The 14,618-nt window shown below is 67.9% G+C and carries 13 protein-coding genes; 6 read left to right on the top strand and 7 right to left on the bottom strand.

From position 1 onward, the window contains the following. Positions 1-21 precede the first annotated feature (21 nt). Positions 22-1,281 carry an MFS transporter gene (locus tag DYI37_RS07160; RefSeq protein ID WP_116682550.1) on the bottom strand — a complete coding sequence of 420 codons (1,260 nt, stop codon included), beginning with the start codon at positions 1,279-1,281 and terminating at the stop codon, positions 22-24. A 168-nt stretch (positions 1,282-1,449) separates the two neighbouring features. Continuing rightward, positions 1,450-2,451, bottom strand: coding sequence for a hypothetical protein (locus tag DYI37_RS07155; protein WP_116682944.1), 1,002 nt, complete (start codon positions 2,449-2,451; stop codon positions 1,450-1,452). A 321-nt stretch (positions 2,452-2,772) separates the two neighbouring features. Between DYI37_RS07155 and DYI37_RS07150 the strand changes: the two genes are divergently transcribed. The 3 genes from DYI37_RS07150 (at position 2,773) to fae (ending at position 5,574) form a co-directional block, all read left to right on the top strand. After that, on the top strand, positions 2,773-3,474 hold the full coding sequence (locus DYI37_RS07150) for an ArsR/SmtB family transcription factor (RefSeq protein WP_199520102.1): 702 nt from the start codon (positions 2,773-2,775) through the stop codon (positions 3,472-3,474). Between the two features lie 329 nt (positions 3,475-3,803). Beyond that, positions 3,804-4,787 carry an MBL fold metallo-hydrolase gene (locus DYI37_RS07145; protein WP_116682548.1) on the top strand — a complete coding sequence of 328 codons (984 nt, stop codon included), beginning with the start codon at positions 3,804-3,806 and terminating at the stop codon, positions 4,785-4,787. 247 nt (positions 4,788-5,034) lie between these two features. Then, the gene (gene fae, locus DYI37_RS07140) at positions 5,035-5,574 is read left to right on the top strand and encodes a formaldehyde-activating enzyme (RefSeq protein WP_116682547.1); all 540 of its coding nucleotides are present in this window, start codon (positions 5,035-5,037) and stop codon (positions 5,572-5,574) included. Between the two features lie 156 nt (positions 5,575-5,730). Here the strand turns inward: fae and DYI37_RS07135 are convergent, their stop codons facing one another. From DYI37_RS07135 to DYI37_RS07125, 3 genes are all read right to left on the bottom strand, one after another. Beyond that, positions 5,731-7,266 (bottom strand): ATP-binding protein, encoded by a 1,536-nt coding sequence (locus tag DYI37_RS07135; RefSeq protein WP_116682546.1) that lies wholly within the window; start codon positions 7,264-7,266, stop codon positions 5,731-5,733. A 67-nt stretch (positions 7,267-7,333) separates the two neighbouring features. Beyond that, the gene (locus tag DYI37_RS07130; protein ID WP_116682545.1) at positions 7,334-8,050 is read right to left on the bottom strand and encodes a response regulator; all 717 of its coding nucleotides are present in this window, start codon (positions 8,048-8,050) and stop codon (positions 7,334-7,336) included. Further along, entirely contained in the window at positions 8,047-8,592 is a 546-nt protein-coding gene (locus tag DYI37_RS07125) for a MarR family winged helix-turn-helix transcriptional regulator (protein ID WP_116682943.1), read from the bottom strand. The genes DYI37_RS07130 and DYI37_RS07125 overlap by 4 nt, the downstream gene beginning before the upstream one ends. A 265-nt stretch (positions 8,593-8,857) precedes the next feature. On the opposite strand from DYI37_RS07125, the gene DYI37_RS07120 reads away from it, so the two are divergent. Together DYI37_RS07120 and ggt are read left to right on the top strand one after the other, a co-directional pair. Next, positions 8,858-9,745, top strand: a complete 888-nt coding sequence (locus DYI37_RS07120) for a branched-chain amino acid aminotransferase (protein ID WP_116682544.1) — start codon at positions 8,858-8,860, stop codon at positions 9,743-9,745. A gap of 146 nt (positions 9,746-9,891) precedes the next feature. Further along, positions 9,892-11,760 (top strand): gamma-glutamyltransferase, encoded by a 1,869-nt coding sequence (gene ggt / locus DYI37_RS07115; protein WP_116682543.1) that lies wholly within the window; start codon positions 9,892-9,894, stop codon positions 11,758-11,760. A gap of 68 nt (positions 11,761-11,828) precedes the next feature. Here ggt and DYI37_RS07110 read toward each other — a convergent pair whose 3' ends face one another. Together DYI37_RS07110 and DYI37_RS07105 are read right to left on the bottom strand one after the other, a co-directional pair. Then, positions 11,829-12,308, bottom strand: coding sequence for a MarR family winged helix-turn-helix transcriptional regulator (locus tag DYI37_RS07110; RefSeq protein WP_158555103.1), 480 nt, complete (start codon positions 12,306-12,308; stop codon positions 11,829-11,831). Between the two features lie 438 nt (positions 12,309-12,746). Further along, positions 12,747-13,859, bottom strand: coding sequence for a TRAP transporter substrate-binding protein (locus DYI37_RS07105; RefSeq protein ID WP_116682541.1), 1,113 nt, complete (start codon positions 13,857-13,859; stop codon positions 12,747-12,749). A gap of 181 nt (positions 13,860-14,040) precedes the next feature. Between DYI37_RS07105 and DYI37_RS07100 the strand changes: the two genes are divergently transcribed. Next, positions 14,041-14,616 carry a TRAP transporter small permease subunit gene (locus DYI37_RS07100; RefSeq protein WP_116682540.1) on the top strand — a complete coding sequence of 192 codons (576 nt, stop codon included), beginning with the start codon at positions 14,041-14,043 and terminating at the stop codon, positions 14,614-14,616. The last annotated feature ends 2 nt before the right edge of the window (positions 14,617-14,618 follow it).

Raw genomic sequence — 14,618 nt, 5'->3', positions numbered from 1 at the left:
GCAGGGGGCAGGCGTCGTGCGTCAGCCGTCGGTCGTCGGCCTCATCGCCCTGAATCGCGCGCCGAAGATCACCCAGATCACGAGGGCCGGGAGCGCGAAGGCGCCGAGGGCGAGGAAGGCCGCCTCGTAGCCATAGGCAGTGGCGATGGCCCCGCCGACCGAGGGGCTGATCGAGGCGCCGAGGCCCTGGACGGTCATCACCGCGCCGAGCGCGACGTTGACGCGTCCGGTGCCGCGCATGATCTGGGCGACGAGGCCGGGGACCGCGACGCCGAGGAGCCCGGCTCCCACGCCGTCGAGGATCTGGACCGGGACGAGGGAATAGAGGTCGCCGTAGAGACCTGCGACGAGGCCGCGAACCGGAAGCGCGACGAGAGCTGCGAGAAACACGATGAAGTAGCCGCGCGCCCGGGCGACCCGCGAGGCGAGAAGCGCGAGCGGGATCATCGTCAGCTGCGCGATGATGATGGTCGCCGCCGTATAGGCCGCGGGATCGAACGAGCCGTCGGCGGCGACGCGCAGGCCGAGCAGCGGCAGCATCGCGCCGTTGCCGAGATGGAAGAGCATCATACAGCCGGCGAGGATGACGAGGCGCGGGTTCTTGAGGAGCGCGCGAAACCCCTCGGGGGCCTTGTCGCCGGCCTCGGACCCGCCGCCGTGCTCGAGGCCGCGCGCGGTCGCGTGATCGATGTCGTTCGGGCGGATCATCGCGAGCGCGACGAGCGATCCGGCCGCCATCAGGGTCATCAGGACGAAGACGGCGGGCAGGCCGTACCAGTAGCCGAAGAGGCCCGACAGGGCGGCCGCGACGACGTTGCCGCCGTGGTTCCAGGCCTCGTTGCGCCCGAGCTGGAATGCGAGGCCCGACTGGCCGACGAGGCCGAGGGTGAGGGCGGCGATGGCCGGCCCGATGGCCGCACCCGCGATCCCCGTCGCGATCTGGGAGGCGGCGACGAAGGGAACGGTGGGCACGAACAGGATGACGAGGGAGGCGACGATCGCAAGGACGGCGCAGACCGCGACCATCATCCGCTTGGCACGGGTCGCGTCCGCCAGGGCACCCAGCGGCGTCGTCGCCAGCATGCCGGCGATGCCGCCGATCGTCATGACATAGCCGATCGTCGCCGCGCTCCAGCCTTCCCCGATGAGGAAGACGCCGAGAAACGGTCCGAGACCGTCCCGGACATCGGCGAGGAAGAAGTTGAGTGCCGAAAGCGCCTTGGCGGAGCTGCGGGACGTGTCCCCGGCCGGCGTCGAATCTGCGGACCCTGCGAGCGTCATGCCGGCGAACCTTCGAGAGGGCCCGTCAGCGACGGCACCGTGTCCTATGGGAAAGTCTTCGGTGGCATCGACCGACCATCATGCGTCCGAATGCGGTTGTATCTGAGTGCGGATTGCAATCGGCAAGGTGGCCTGCGCGAAATATTCGCGGGGGCGTTTCCGTGGCCCTCACTCGCAGATCGGCAGGGGCCTCACGGATCGCTGCGGCCGGGAGGCCTCGTAGCGCCGGATCAGCGGCTCGAGGCTTTCGGCCGACCAGAAGCGCGGCTTGCCGATGGCGGCGAGACACTGGCTGTTCCAGTAGGTGCCGGCATCGGCGGGGGAGCGCCCGGCCGAGACGGCCCGGGACACGGCTTCGATGTCGCCGGCCTCCGGGTAGATGTAGACGGTCGCCGGATCGTTGCGGACCGTCGAGACGATGATCTCGTCATCGGCGGCCGACCAGCTCGTGCATCCGTTGCTGCGCCCGGCGGAATAGTCGACGAGCTTGCCGAAAGCGACGAAGCCGTCCGCGTCGGCATGAGGGTCGCCGGGGCTCGCCCGCCGGCACTGGGCCCGGATCAGGGTCGCCTGATGGCCGCCGATCGCGCGCGGACGGGCGTTCGCGGTCGCGCCCTCTCCCTCGAACTGCACGAAGGAGCGCACGAAGGCGAGGTCCTCGCCGCTCGCCGTGCGGTGATAGCCCTTGAAGCCGTCGCGGATTTCGGCGGTCGTATAGGCGCCGCCGGTGGTGAGCGATGAATTCTCGGCATTGCCGAAATTCCTCGCGCATTGCTGATCGTTGGAGAAATCGGCGATGCCCGGAAGATCGCGTCCGCTTCCATAGCCGGACGACATCGCCCGGAAGAGGCGGCGGTCCTCGCAGATCATGTAGAAGCGGCGGGCGCGCTCGCCGTTCGCAAGAAGGCTCGGCCGGGTCGCGTCCATGGCGAAATAGCAGGCATTGCGGACGGCGCCCGAGGCGAGCTTGGCCTGATGGAGAGCCCGCGCCCGGCCCAGCACCACCGGCGAGATCTGGCCGTCGGCGTCCCCCAGATAGGGCTCGAGCCAGTTCGGCGCGCCCTGCGGCGCATAGGCGATCGCCTCCGGCGAAATGTCCGCCAGGGTGCATCCCGACAGGAGGGAAAGGCAGGCGGCGGCGGCGAGCTTGAAGAGCCGGTCTGCGATCATCTTGGCATTCCCCTGGCATTCGCCCGTCCGAAGGGACGGGAATTTCGATGGCGGCGCCGGTGGCGAAGACCCGCCCGGCCCAACCTTCGGATCATGACGCACAATCCTCACCCGGACGTTGACATGTCCCGCGCCGGGTGCCGAAAATCGGATCTCGATGAGAGCGGGCGCGGAAGGCGCCATGGTGCGGCGGGTCCGATCCATGGTGAGCGAAGCGCCGGTCCGGTGGGTCGGGCTATCGACCGGGCCACCGCCGGACCGTAACCGGTGATAGCGCCTCTTGAATTCTAAAGATCGATAGAATATTTGAAAGCGATGGGAATGAGTGACGACCGCGATCTTCGACGGGCCGCGAAACTGTTCCAGGCGATGGCCGATCCGGAGCGTCTGGCGCTGCTTTTGCGGATGGCCGAGAGCGAGGCGAGCGTCTCCGATCTCGCGGCCTTTTCGGGCGCTGCCATCGGCACGGTGTCGGCGCGGCTGAAGGTTCTGACGGGCGCCGAACTCGTCGTGCGTAGGCGCGAGGGGCAGACGATCATCCATTCCCTGGCAGACCACCATGTGCGCGAGCTCGTCGAGAACGCGCTGGCGCATGCGACGGGGCGGGAATGCGGGCCGGCCTCGCATGTCCCGGGGCACCACACGCAATCAGGGAAAGACGAAATGGCAGACCATCAGCATCATCACGACCATCCCCATGTCCATGGCCCCGATTGCGGCCATACGGCGATCAAGCACAACGGCCATGTGGACTACGTCCATGACGGTCACCTGCACCACCAGGACGGCGACACGGTCGAGGAACACGTCATTCCGGTGACGGACAAGAATCCGGCAGAATGCACGGCCGAAAATCCGCCCAAGCACGAAGCCGGCCATGTCCACGGCCCCGGTTGCGGGCACGAGGCGGTGCCCCATGGCGACCATATCGACTACATCGTCGACGGCCGCCTCCACCATCCCCATGGCGATCATTGCGACGATCACGGTCCGGTCGAGATCGTCCAGGAGGCCGCGGCCTGATACGGGGCTCGTGACCTGACGACCCGAAGCGCGACCATGTCCGCTTCTGCTGCGCGGCTGTTCCTTCAAGGGACGGCCGCGTTTTCATGTCGGTGCCCGCGCATGGGCCGGACATGTCATCGGCTCGGGGCCATCGCGGCCGGAGGGCACCGTCCCCGTCCCGGCGCGTGCCGTTCTCTACGCCCCCGCACGTCTCTCGCTCTTGTGACCCGCAGCGGCCGATCGGACGCCCTATGTGACCCGTGACCACAGGCGGCCGGCCTCCGGCGCCGAGGGCGCGGGAATGAGCGGCCCCTTGCTGGAACGGTTGCGGCAACGAAGGACGATGCGTGAAGAATCCCTATTATCGTGGCCCCGAGAGCGACCACTTCGACGGCACGCGCTTCTTCAATCCGGGCCATGGCGGGACCGACAAATCGCTCTCCGACCTCGCCCGCTGGCGGTTCCGTGAGAGCTCGGCCGACTGGCCGGACAACGTTCTCGTCGAGCCCGCCCGGCCCGAGGCGAGCATTGCGGGCGTGCGCGCGACGCTGATCGGCCATGCGAGCGTGCTGGTGCAGGTGGACGGGCTGAACATCCTCACCGATCCGGTCTATTCGGAGCGCGTGAGCCCGTTCTCCTTCGCAGGGCCCAAGCGCGTGACGCCGCCGGGCATCCGCTTCGACGATCTGCCGAAGATCGATCTCGTCCTCCTCTCCCACAATCACTACGACCATTGCGACGTCGAGACCCTGAAACGGCTCGACGACCGGTTTCGCCCGCGCATCCTGACGCCCCTCGGCAACGACCGCTTCCTGCGCGAAGCCGTGCCGGGCGTGGATGTGACGGCCGGCGACTGGGACGAGACGATCCCGATCGACGCCTCCCGCTCGGTGACGCTCACGCGCGCCCACCACTGGTCGAGCCGCTGGCTGCGCGACCGGCGCATGGCGCTCTGGTGCGGCTTCGTCGTGAAGACGGGGAAGGCGCAGGTCTATTTCGCAGGCGACAGCGGCTATGGCGACGGCGAGATCTTCCGGGCGATCGGGCGGGACCATGGCGAGATGGACCTCGCCCTCATTCCGATCGGCGCCTATGATCCGCGCTGGTTCATGCGCGCCCAGCACATGGACCCGGAAGAGGCGGTCGAGGTGTTCGAGGCGGTGAAGGCACGCCATGCGCTGGCCATTCACTGGGGCACGTTCAAATTGACCAACGAGCCGCGCGCCGAGCCGCCGCAGCGCCTGTCTGCGGCCATGCGCGCCAAGGGTCTCGATCCCGATCGGTTCGCGGCATTCGAGCCCGGCGGCGTTCTCGACGTGCCGGGTCTCTGATCGGGCCGGGTCTCCGACGGGCTGGGCCTCTGATCGGGGTGGGTCTCTGATCGGGGCGGGTATCGGCGGCGTCGGGAATCTTCTCTCAGAAGGTCGCAAATCCGATGGACAGGACGCGGCGGCTCGTGTCTGACACCGGCATGTCCGAAAGGACGGGGAACGGCCCCGTCCAACGATCGGACCAACGGATCATCGGCCCCGCGATCGGACGCGCGATGGTCCGGTCCATGCGAAAAGGGAGACCAGCATGAGCGAGATCATCATGAAGACCGGCGAGGCGACGGTTCTGGCGGCGGAAGGCCAGGCGACCGACGCGATGCCGGAGATCGTCATCGGGTCGAAGTCCGGCCCCGTCGGCCATGCCTTTGCCGGCATGCTCGGCCAGACGGTGGGCCATACCCGCATGTTCGTGGTGCGCGACCTCAACCAGATGGTGCGCCCGGCCACGATGATGACCACCAAGGCGACGATCCATTCGGAGGCCTATGTAGAGCTTCTGGGCGGCGTCGTTCAGGCGGCCACGGGCGATGCGATCGTCGACTGCGTGATCGAGGGCACGATTCCCGAGGCGATCGTCGACGAGATCTGCATGATCGTCACCATCTGGCTCGACCCGCGCTGCGCCGAGGACGAGAACCTCGACAAGGCCGATCTCTACCGCACGAATTACGAGGCGACCAAGCTCGCCATCGCCCGCGCGATGAAGGACGAGCCGACGATGAAGACCCTCATCGAGAACCGCAAAAGCGTGAAGCACTACGCCCTTGACGGCGTGATCGACTACTGAGCGCGCGTTTCACGTGAAACATCCGATCCCGGCCGCTCGGTGGTCGGGGTGCCCTGGTGGCGGCAGAGCGGTGAGCCGGTCTGCCGCCAACCTTCCCGCACTTGGTATGATCCGAGGAGCGGGAGCGAAAGTCTGATCCGGCTTTTCGACGATTCCTCAGGCCGGCAGGCGGATGAGGGCGCGCAGGCCGCCGAGGGCGCTGTTGGTGAGGAGGATGTCGCCGCCATGGCCGCGGGCGATGTCGCGGGCAATCGCAAGGCCGAGGCCGGTGCCGCCGGCATCGATATTGCGGGCATCGTCGAGGCGCACGAAGGGCTTGAACACCTCCTCGCGCTTGTCGGGCGCGATGCCCGGCCCGTCGTCCTCCACTTCGAGGGTGAGCCAGCGGCCCTCGTGATTGGCGGTCACCGCGATCCGGTTCGCATAGCGGATGGCGTTGCCGACGACATTGGTGACCATGCGCTGGAAGCTGTCCGGCCGCACGGTGAGGCGCGGATCGCCGGCGACGCGCACGGTGAGCACCTTGCCCTTCATCTTCGCCTCGCTCTCGAAGCGGTCCAGCACGTCCTCGATATCGACCTCGCCGACCGCCTCGTTCGCCTCGTCCTTGGCGAAGGCGAGATAGCCCTCCAGCATGCGCTGCATCTCGTCGATATCCGCATTGAGCTCGTCCACGTCCTCGCCCTCTCCGAGGAACTGGAGCTGCAGGCGAAAGCGGGTGAGGATGGTGCGCAGATCGTGGCTGACGCCGTTCAGCATCTGGGTGCGCTGTTCGAGCTGGCGCTCGATCCGGTCGCGCATCTGGATGAAGGCGATGGAGGCGCGCCGCACCTCCGAGGCGCCGCGCGGGCGGAAATCGGGCGGCATGGGCTGGCCCCGCCCGAAGCCCTCGGCCGCCGTCGCCAGCGTCTGGATCGGACGGATCTGGTTGCGCAGGAAGAGGATCGCGATGAGGAGCAGCACCAGGGAGGTGGTGACCATCCAGACGATGAAGATATGGGTGTTGGAGGCATAGGCCGAATTGCGCGGCGCGAAGATGCGCAGGATCGCGCCCTGAAGCTGGATCCGGATCTCCACGATGCGCGAATCCCCGACCGTATCGATCCAGAAGGGCCGGGCGACCTTGTCGCCGATCTCCTGGCTGAGAATGCCGTCGAGAATGTTGAAGAAGGGCTTGGGCGCCGGCGGCGGCAGGGGCTCGAGCGGCTGCAGCGAGGCGTTGAGGTCGAGATCGTCGCGGGCGATCTCAAGCGCAATGGCGTGATTGGCATCGCCCGGCATCCGCTCGATCATCTCGACCAGCGCCGCGACGTCGCGCGCGACCGCTTCCGACAGGCGCCGGGTGACGAGGGCCCAGTGCCGCTCCATGAAGACGACGGTGACCACGCATTGCAGGATCACCATGGGTGTGATGATGATGATGAGCGAGCGGGCGAACAGGCTCTTCGGGGTGTAGCGGGCGAAGAAGTGGGGGATCGGCCGCAGCGGCCCGCGCCAGATATCGATGCGCGAGGGCCAGGGAATGCGCCGCACCCAGCGCCAGCCGAAGACGTCCGGCCAGCGGGCGAGCCAGTCGCGAGCGGCAGCGCCGGCGCGCCGGACCGGGCCGCCGGTGCCCTGGCCGGCCTGTCCGGACCTGCCGAGGGTCAGGCGCGGCTTTCCAAGGCGCGGCTTCGGCAGGCGCGGCTTCATCGCGGCGCCCGTCCTTTGCCCGTGCGAAGCGCCTGAGGCCTTGCCGGCGCGATGTCCATCGCGGCTCTCAATCCACGTTCAGCCGGTAGCCGACGCCGCGCACGGTCTGCAGCCAGAGCGGATTGCCGGGATCGGTCTCGATCTTGCGGCGCAGGCGGTTGATCTGCACGTCGATCGTGCGCTCGCCGATCTCGTTCTCCTCGCCCAGAAGGTCGAGACGGGGGACCGTCTCCCCGGCTTTGCCGGCAAACTGCGCCATGATGTCCTGCTCGCGCTCGGTGAGACGGATGATCTCGCCGCCCTTCTTCAGCTCGCGGCGCGGCAGATTGAAGGCGAAGGGTCCGAAGCAGACCGTCTCGATGGCGACGGGGGCGGGCGAGGCCCCGCGCTTGAGGATGTTGTTGAGGCGCAGGAGCAGCTCTCGCGGATCGAAGGGCTTTGCGAGATAGTCGTCGACGCCGGCTTCCAGCCCCTCGATGCGCGCATCGATCTCCGAGCGGGCGGTGAGCATCAGGATCGGGCAGTCGCGGGTCTCGCGTAAGGAGCGCACGAGATCGATGCCGTTCTCGCCGGGCATCATCACGTCGACCACGAGAAGATCGAAGTCGAGGCCGGCGAGAATGCGCCGGGCGCCCGCCGCATCGCTCGCGGTCGAGACCCGGAACCGCTTTTCGGACAGGAAGCGCGACAGGAGCGAGCGGATGCGGCGGTCGTCGTCGACGATGAGGATGTGCGGGGCGTCGTCCACGGGACGGCGATCCTCCGCCTCTTGCGGATCGGTCATGGCAGGGAGCCTTGGTTCAGGACCTTCGTGTCGAGCCAGGAGAGGGCGGAGCGCTCGTCGCCGCCCATCCGGCGCAGGAACTCGGCGACGACGCCCGGCCCTTCGGGGCCGATGCCGGCGATCGCCGCATCGATGCGCCGGGCCTGCTGGCGCGAGAGCTCGAGGGTGAGGCTGCGGCCCTTGCCCGTGGGATAGAGCCGCCTCTGCCGGCGATCCTCGGTGCCTGGCACCTGGGCGACGAAGCCCTCGTCGATGAGCTGGCGCAGGACCCGGCTCAGCGACTGCTTGGTGATGGCCAGGAGGTCGAGGAGCTCGGCGATGGTGATGCCCGGCGAGCGGTTGACGAAATGCAGGATGCGGTGATGGGCGCGCCCGAAGCCGTAGGAGGCGAGGATCGCGTCGGCATCGGCCGTGAACTGCCGATAGGCGAAGAACATCAGCTCGATGAAGCGAAAGTCGATCGCGCCGACGGTTTCGAGCGGCGTCGTGACGATCGGGTCGGCCTGCTCGATTTCTGCGCGCGATGCGATCGTTTTACTCATGGAATAGGTCAGCACTATTGACGCATTTTCGGGACCACGTTACACAACTGTCGGAGTGTTGAAAACTGCGGGCCCGCAGTGTCGAGGACGGCGCGTTCCGCTTGAGGCGGAGAGGCCGGGCGACCGGAGGCGGGACGCCCGGACACGCGCCCGGCGGGCGCCGACCGGCCCTTCGGCTTTCGGCCCCTTCGGCTTTCGGCCGAGGCCACTTCACGATGAACACGCGATCGCGTTCGCCACGGGCGAATGCCGGAGGTTTGAGACCATGAGCGTTCCTTTCGACCAGCTGGACGGCGAAATCTGGATGAACGGCAGCTTCGTGCCGTGGAAGGACGCCAAAATCCACGTCCTCACCCACGGCCTGCATTATGCAAGCTCGGTGTTCGAGGGCGAGCGGGCCTATGGCGGCGAGGTGTTCAAGCTGCGCGAGCACACCGACCGGCTGATCGAATCGGGCCGGATCCTCGGCTTCGAGATCCCCTACAGCGCCGACGAGATCGATGCGGCGACGACCGAGCTCCTGAAACGCCAGGGCTTCGCCGATGCCTATATCCGGCCGATCGCCTGGCGCGGCTCGGAGATGATGGGCGTCTCGGCCCAGAAGAACCGCATCAACGTGGCCATCGCGGCCTGGGTGTGGCCGAGCTATTTCGACCCCGAACAGCGCATGAAGGGCATCCGCCTCGATCTGGCGCAGTATCGCCGGCCCGATCCGATGACCGCGCCCTCGCGCGCCAAGGCCGCCGGCCTCTACATGATCTGCACGATCTCCAAGCACGCGGCGGAAGCCAAGGGCTATGCCGATGCGATGATGCTGGACTGGCGCGGGCGCGTGGCCGAGGCGACCGGGGCCAACATCTTCTTCGTCAAGGACGGCGCGATCCACACGCCGGACCCGGACTGCTTCCTCAACGGCATCACGCGCCAGACGGTGATCGGGCTCGCCCGGCGCCGGGGCATCGAGGTGATCGAGCGGGCGATCATGCCCGAGGAACTGTCGGGCTTCTCCGAATGCTTCATCTGCGGCACCGCCGCCGAGGTGACGCCCGTGGCCGAGATCGCCGACTGGCGCTTCACGCCGGGCGACATCACCCGCCGTCTGGTGGAGGACTACGCCGCCGAGGTGCAGCCCAAACGCGCGGCGGCCGAGTAAGGCCGCGATAGCCCGGCCCGACCGGTCCGGCCTGGAGGATCGGTCGGCTCGGGCGGCCCCGGTGGATCGTCCGGCTTGACGGATCGGGCCGGGCGGCGGACCCTTGGCGAGAGACTACCACTGTTCTTTCGCGATGAGGACCACCCATGACGCCGTCCCCCGCCTCGCCGTCCGGCCCTTCGAAGCGGGGCCGCCGGCACTCGCGCCGCGTGACCGCCGCAGTCTTCGCGCCGGTTCTCGCGCTTGCGCTTCTCACCGCTTCGCCCCTGGCGCTTCAGGCGCCGGCCCGCGCGCAGGACCAGGCCGCCGACCGGTTCCAGCCGGAACGCGGCACAAGCGGGGCGGACGGCGCGGCAAGCGGGGCGGAGGCCCGGAACGCCGTCCGGGCCGAGCGGCAGATGGTGGCCGCCGCCCATCCGCTGGCGGCCGAGGCGGGCCTCGACATGCTGCGGGCGGGCGGCAATGCGATCGATGCCATGGTCGCCGTCCAGTTCGTGCTCGGCCTCGTCGAGCCCCAGTCCTCGGGGGTCGGCGGCGGGGCGTTTCTCGTCTATTTCGATGCCGAGACCGGCAAACTCACGAGTTTCGACGGGCGCGAGACCGCGCCGATGCTCGCCGGGCCGACGCTGTTTCTCGACGAAGCCGGCGATCCGCTCGAATTCTACGACGCGGTGGTCGGCGGGCGATCGGTCGGAACGCCCGGCACCGTCGCCCTGATGGCGACGACCCACGAGCGCTTCGGCGCGCTCTCCTGGGCGGATGTGCTCGCCCCCGCGATCGAGCTTGCCGAGAAGGGTTTCACCGTCTCGCCGCGCCTTGCCGGCGCGATCGCCGAGGACGGGGTTCGGCTGGCGCGCTTTGCCTCCACCCGGAACTATTTCTTCGACGACGACGGACGCCCGCTCGCCGCCGGGACGACGATGACGAACCCGGCTTATGCGCAGACCCTGCGGGCGATCTCCGACAAGGGACCGGCCGCGTTCTACGAAGGGGACCTCGCCGAGCGGATCGTGCGCACGGTGCGCGAGGCGAAGGACAATCCGGGCCTCCTCTCGGCCGAGGATCTCAGCAACTACCGGGTGATCGAGCGCGAGCCGGTCTGCGTGACCTACCGGGCGCACGAGGTCTGCGGCATGGGGCCGCCGTCCTCGGGCGCGCTCACCATCGGCCAGATCCTCGGGCTTCTGACGCCCTTCGACCTTGCGGCGCTCGGGCCCGGCAGCGCGGAAAGCTGGCGGCTGATCGGGGAGGCCTCGCGCCTCGCCTTCGCCGATCGCGGCCGCTACATGGCCGACAGCGACTACGTGCCGGTGCCGGTCGCGGGGCTGGTCGACCCGGCCTATCTCGCCGAGCGCGCGAAGCTGATCGGCAAGGAGGGGGTGCTCGCGCCCGAGGACGTCGCGCCCGGCTCGCCGCCCTGGGACCATGCCCGGCGCCAGGGCGACGACCGGTCGATCGAACTGCCGTCCACGAGCCATGTCTCGATCGCCGACGAGGCGGGCAACGTGGTCTCCCTGACGACGACCATCGAGAACGGGTTCGGCTCGCGCCTGATGGTGGGCGGCTTCCTCCTCAACAACGAACTCACCGACTTCTCCTTCGCCACCCATCAGGACGGATTGCCGATCGCCAACGCGGTCTCGCCGGGCAAGCGGCCGCGCTCCTCCATGGCGCCGACGATCGTGATGGCGGAGGGAAAGCCGGTCTTCGCCCTCGGCTCGCCGGGGGGCAGCCGCATCATCGGCTATGTGGCGGGGGCGCTGATCGCGCTTCTCGACTGGGATCTCGATCCCCAGGAGGCGGCGAGCCTGCCCCATCTCGTCAACCGCTTCGGGCCCTATGACGTGGAGGCGGGAACGCAGGCTGCGGGCGCGCTCGCGCGGGAGCTTTCCGATATGGGCTACGAGGTCGAGCCGGGCGATCTCAATTCGGGCCTGCACATCATCGCGCTGACGGCGGACGGGCTTCTCGGCGGGGCCGATCCGCGCCGCGAGGGCGTCGCCATCGGCGACTGAGCCCTGAGCCCTCGGCCCTGAGACCGGGGCTCACGCGGGGAGCGGGCGGGGCGCCGGCGGATCGCCGATCAGACGCTGAGAACCTGCGGGCGCGTGCGCGAGGAGCTGGGCGGGGCGCCGTATTCCCCGTCGCCGCACAGGTTCTCGCTCATCGTGTTGAGAAGGGCGAGGAGCGTCTTCTGCTGCTCCTCGTCGAGCCCGGAGAGGGCCTGTTTCAGGACGGCCTGGCTGCGCTGCTCGATATCGTCGCGCAGGATGCGCGAATGCCGGGTGAGATAGAGACGGCGCAGGCGCCGATCGTCGGTTCCCACCCGCCGTTCCACGAAGCCGAGTTCCACCAGCTTGTCGACCTGACGGGAGATCGTCATGGAGTCCATTTCGATCTGGGCGCCGACCTCGACCTGACCGATGCCTTCCTGGGCGTAGAGACGCCCGAGGATCCGGGTCTGCGCCCAGGTGATCTTCATGTCGCGATGGGCATGCTCGAACGCTTCGCGAAGCAGCCGTGAGGCGTCGAACAGGGCGAGAGTGATCTTCTGATTCGTCAAAAGGTCCATAAGGGGCAGTGGCAACCATCAGGGAGAATACGGTGGCATGGCAGGGAGAGGGCTTGCCGGCCATCGCCCGATATTCGGGACGGGAATTTATCCCTCTTATTTAAAATATGATAGTGTTCCAATTTCCAATCACGGTTTGTTCCCTCATTTTTTCAACCGAAGGTCGCGTGATCTGCGATGGGAGCGGGTGCCGCGCGTTCGAAAGGTTGTTCTCTTCGCGGCTCGAGCCGCTGGCCTCGGCCTTCTGCGAGCCGGTTCGGCCTGGAGATTGCATCGCGGCCCGTGACGACGGCAGCGGCCCGATAGGGCGACGACCGGGGACTGCGGCCGGCGAGGCGGATGCGGCGCCGCGAGGGGTTCAGCCTCGCGGCGTCCCGGTATCGGACGACCGGGCCGAAGGATCGCTCCCGCCCGGTCGCGAGGCCCTCGTTACTGGCCGCGCTGGGCCGGCAGCTGGCCCTGCTTCTGCTTGTTCTGCATGAACTGGGCGAAGGTCGATTCGGCGACCTGCTGCCACAGGAAGTGCTCGGCCTGGAAGGCCATCATGCTGTCGTAGATCTTGCCCCAGGACGGATCGGAGCCCTTGAGGTCCGAATAGAGCTGGAGCGTCGCGTCGTAGGTGGCGTTGAGAACGTCTTCAGGGAAGGCCCGCAGCTGGGCGCCGTTGGTGACGAGCGAGCGCAGGGCCGTCGGGTTCTTGAAGTCGTATTCGGCCATCATCTCGGTATTGGCCGCCCGGCAGGCGGTTTCGAGAACATAGCGGTTGGTGTCGGAGAGGCCGTCCCAGGCCTGCTTGTTGATGAAGCAGTTGAGGGCGAGATTGCCCTCCCAGAAGCCCGGATAATAGTAGTAGGGGGCGACCTGGTAGAAGCCGAGCTTCTCGTCGTCATAGGGGCCGATCCATTCGGCCGCATCGATGGTGCCGCGCTCGAGCGCCGGATAGATGTCGCCGCCGGCGATCTGCTGGGGCACGACGCCGATCTGCTCCATCACGCGGCCGGCAAGGCCCGCGATGCGCATCTGCAGGCCCTTCATGTCCTCAAGGCTGCCGATCTCGCGGCGGAACCAGCCGCCCATCTGGGTGCCGGTATTGCCGGCGGGCAGGTAGTGCAGGCCGTTCTCGTTGTAGAAGGCGTTGAGGAGGTCCATCCCGCCGCCATAGTAGAGCCAGGCGTTCATGCCGCGATTGTCGAGGCCGTAGGGAATGACCGCGCCGAGCGCCCAGGTCGGCGACTTGCCGACATAGTAATAGGCGGCCGTGTGGCACATCTCGACGGTGCCGTTCTGGACCGCGTCGGCGGCCTGGAGGCCGGGGACGATCTCACCCGCCGAGAAGACCTGGATGTCGAAGGCGCCGTTGGTCGCCTCACGCACGTATTTCGCGACGTCCTGGCCGCCGCCGAAGATCGTGTCGAGGGAGGGCGGGAAGGAGGAGGTCATCCGCCACTGCACCTTCTCGTTGCCTTGCGCGATCGCGGGCATTGCGAGTGTCGCGCTCGCGCCGGCGAGGCCGGCCGTTCCCAGAAAACGACGACGGTCCATGAATTCCTCCCTGTTGGACGACCGGGCGGGCACCTCTGCGAACCCGGCTTTTGACTTGCGCGGACGGGTATAGCAAAACCGATCGTCGAATCCTATGGACCGGCCCGCGAGCAGGGGGCCGAGGGGTTCGTCCGGCCGCCGGGCGTCACCCGGCGATGCCATCTTTGGGAGATGAAGACCGATGGGTGCGCTTCTGGGGGTCGCGCGGGCGATCGACCGTGTCAACGGATGGATCGGGCGCCTCTTCGCCTGGCTCATCCTCGTCGCCGTCCTCGTCTCGGCGGGCAATGCGGTGGTCCGCAAGAGCTTCAACCTGTCCTCCAATGCCTGGCTGGAAGCCCAGTGGTACCTGTTCGGCGCCGTCTTCATGATGTGCGCGGCCTGGACCCTGCGCGAGAACGAGCATGTGCGCGTCGACGTTCTGAGCCAGATCCTGTCGCCGCGGGCACGGGTGCGGATCGACCTCATCTGCCATATCCTCTTCCTCCTGCCCTTCGCCGGAATGATGGTCTGGCTCGGCTGGCCGTTCTTCATCAATTCCTTCCTGTCGGGCGAGCAGTCCTCCAATGCGAGCGGTCTCATCCGCTGGCCGGCCAAGATCTGGGTGCTCGCCGGCTTCGTCTCGTTCCTGGCGCAGGGCGTCTCCGAGATCATCAAGAGCGGCGCGATCCTGAAGGGCGACCTGCCGATGCCCGGAGAGGCGGCCGAAGACCACGGCTCCGCCCCCATCGCCCAGAACGCCGCCGACAGGACCTGACG

The sequence above is a fragment of the Fulvimarina endophytica genome (assembly GCF_003403015.1).
Classification (GTDB): Bacteria; Pseudomonadota; Alphaproteobacteria; order Rhizobiales; family Rhizobiaceae; genus Fulvimarina; species Fulvimarina endophytica.
The sequence above is the reverse complement of the archived record's forward strand: the minus strand, read 5'-3'. Positions and strand labels throughout refer to the sequence as shown.

Bases quoted from the DNA above. Each gene is read 5' to 3' on its own strand.
- DYI37_RS07160 (WP_116682550.1), bottom strand. From the start codon at position 1,281: ATGACGCTCGCAGGGTCCGCAGATTCGACGCCGGCCGGGGACACGTCC.
- DYI37_RS07155 (WP_116682944.1), bottom strand. From the start codon at position 2,451: ATGATCGCAGACCGGCTCTTCAAGCTCGCCGCCGCCGCCTGCCTTTCC.
- DYI37_RS07150 (WP_199520102.1), top strand. From the start codon at position 2,773: ATGAGTGACGACCGCGATCTTCGACGGGCCGCGAAACTGTTCCAGGCG.
- fae (WP_116682547.1), top strand. From the start codon at position 5,035: ATGAGCGAGATCATCATGAAGACCGGCGAGGCGACGGTTCTGGCGGCG.
- DYI37_RS07135 (WP_116682546.1), bottom strand. From the start codon at position 7,266: ATGAAGCCGCGCCTGCCGAAGCCGCGCCTTGGAAAGCCGCGCCTGACC.
- DYI37_RS07130 (WP_116682545.1), bottom strand. From the start codon at position 8,050: ATGACCGATCCGCAAGAGGCGGAGGATCGCCGTCCCGTGGACGACGCC.
- DYI37_RS07125 (WP_116682943.1), bottom strand. From the start codon at position 8,592: ATGAGTAAAACGATCGCATCGCGCGCAGAAATCGAGCAGGCCGACCCG.
- DYI37_RS07120 (WP_116682544.1), top strand. From the start codon at position 8,858: ATGAGCGTTCCTTTCGACCAGCTGGACGGCGAAATCTGGATGAACGGC.
- ggt (WP_116682543.1), top strand. From the start codon at position 9,892: ATGACGCCGTCCCCCGCCTCGCCGTCCGGCCCTTCGAAGCGGGGCCGC.
- DYI37_RS07105 (WP_116682541.1), bottom strand. From the start codon at position 13,859: ATGGACCGTCGTCGTTTTCTGGGAACGGCCGGCCTCGCCGGCGCGAGC.
- DYI37_RS07100 (WP_116682540.1), top strand. From the start codon at position 14,041: ATGGGTGCGCTTCTGGGGGTCGCGCGGGCGATCGACCGTGTCAACGGA.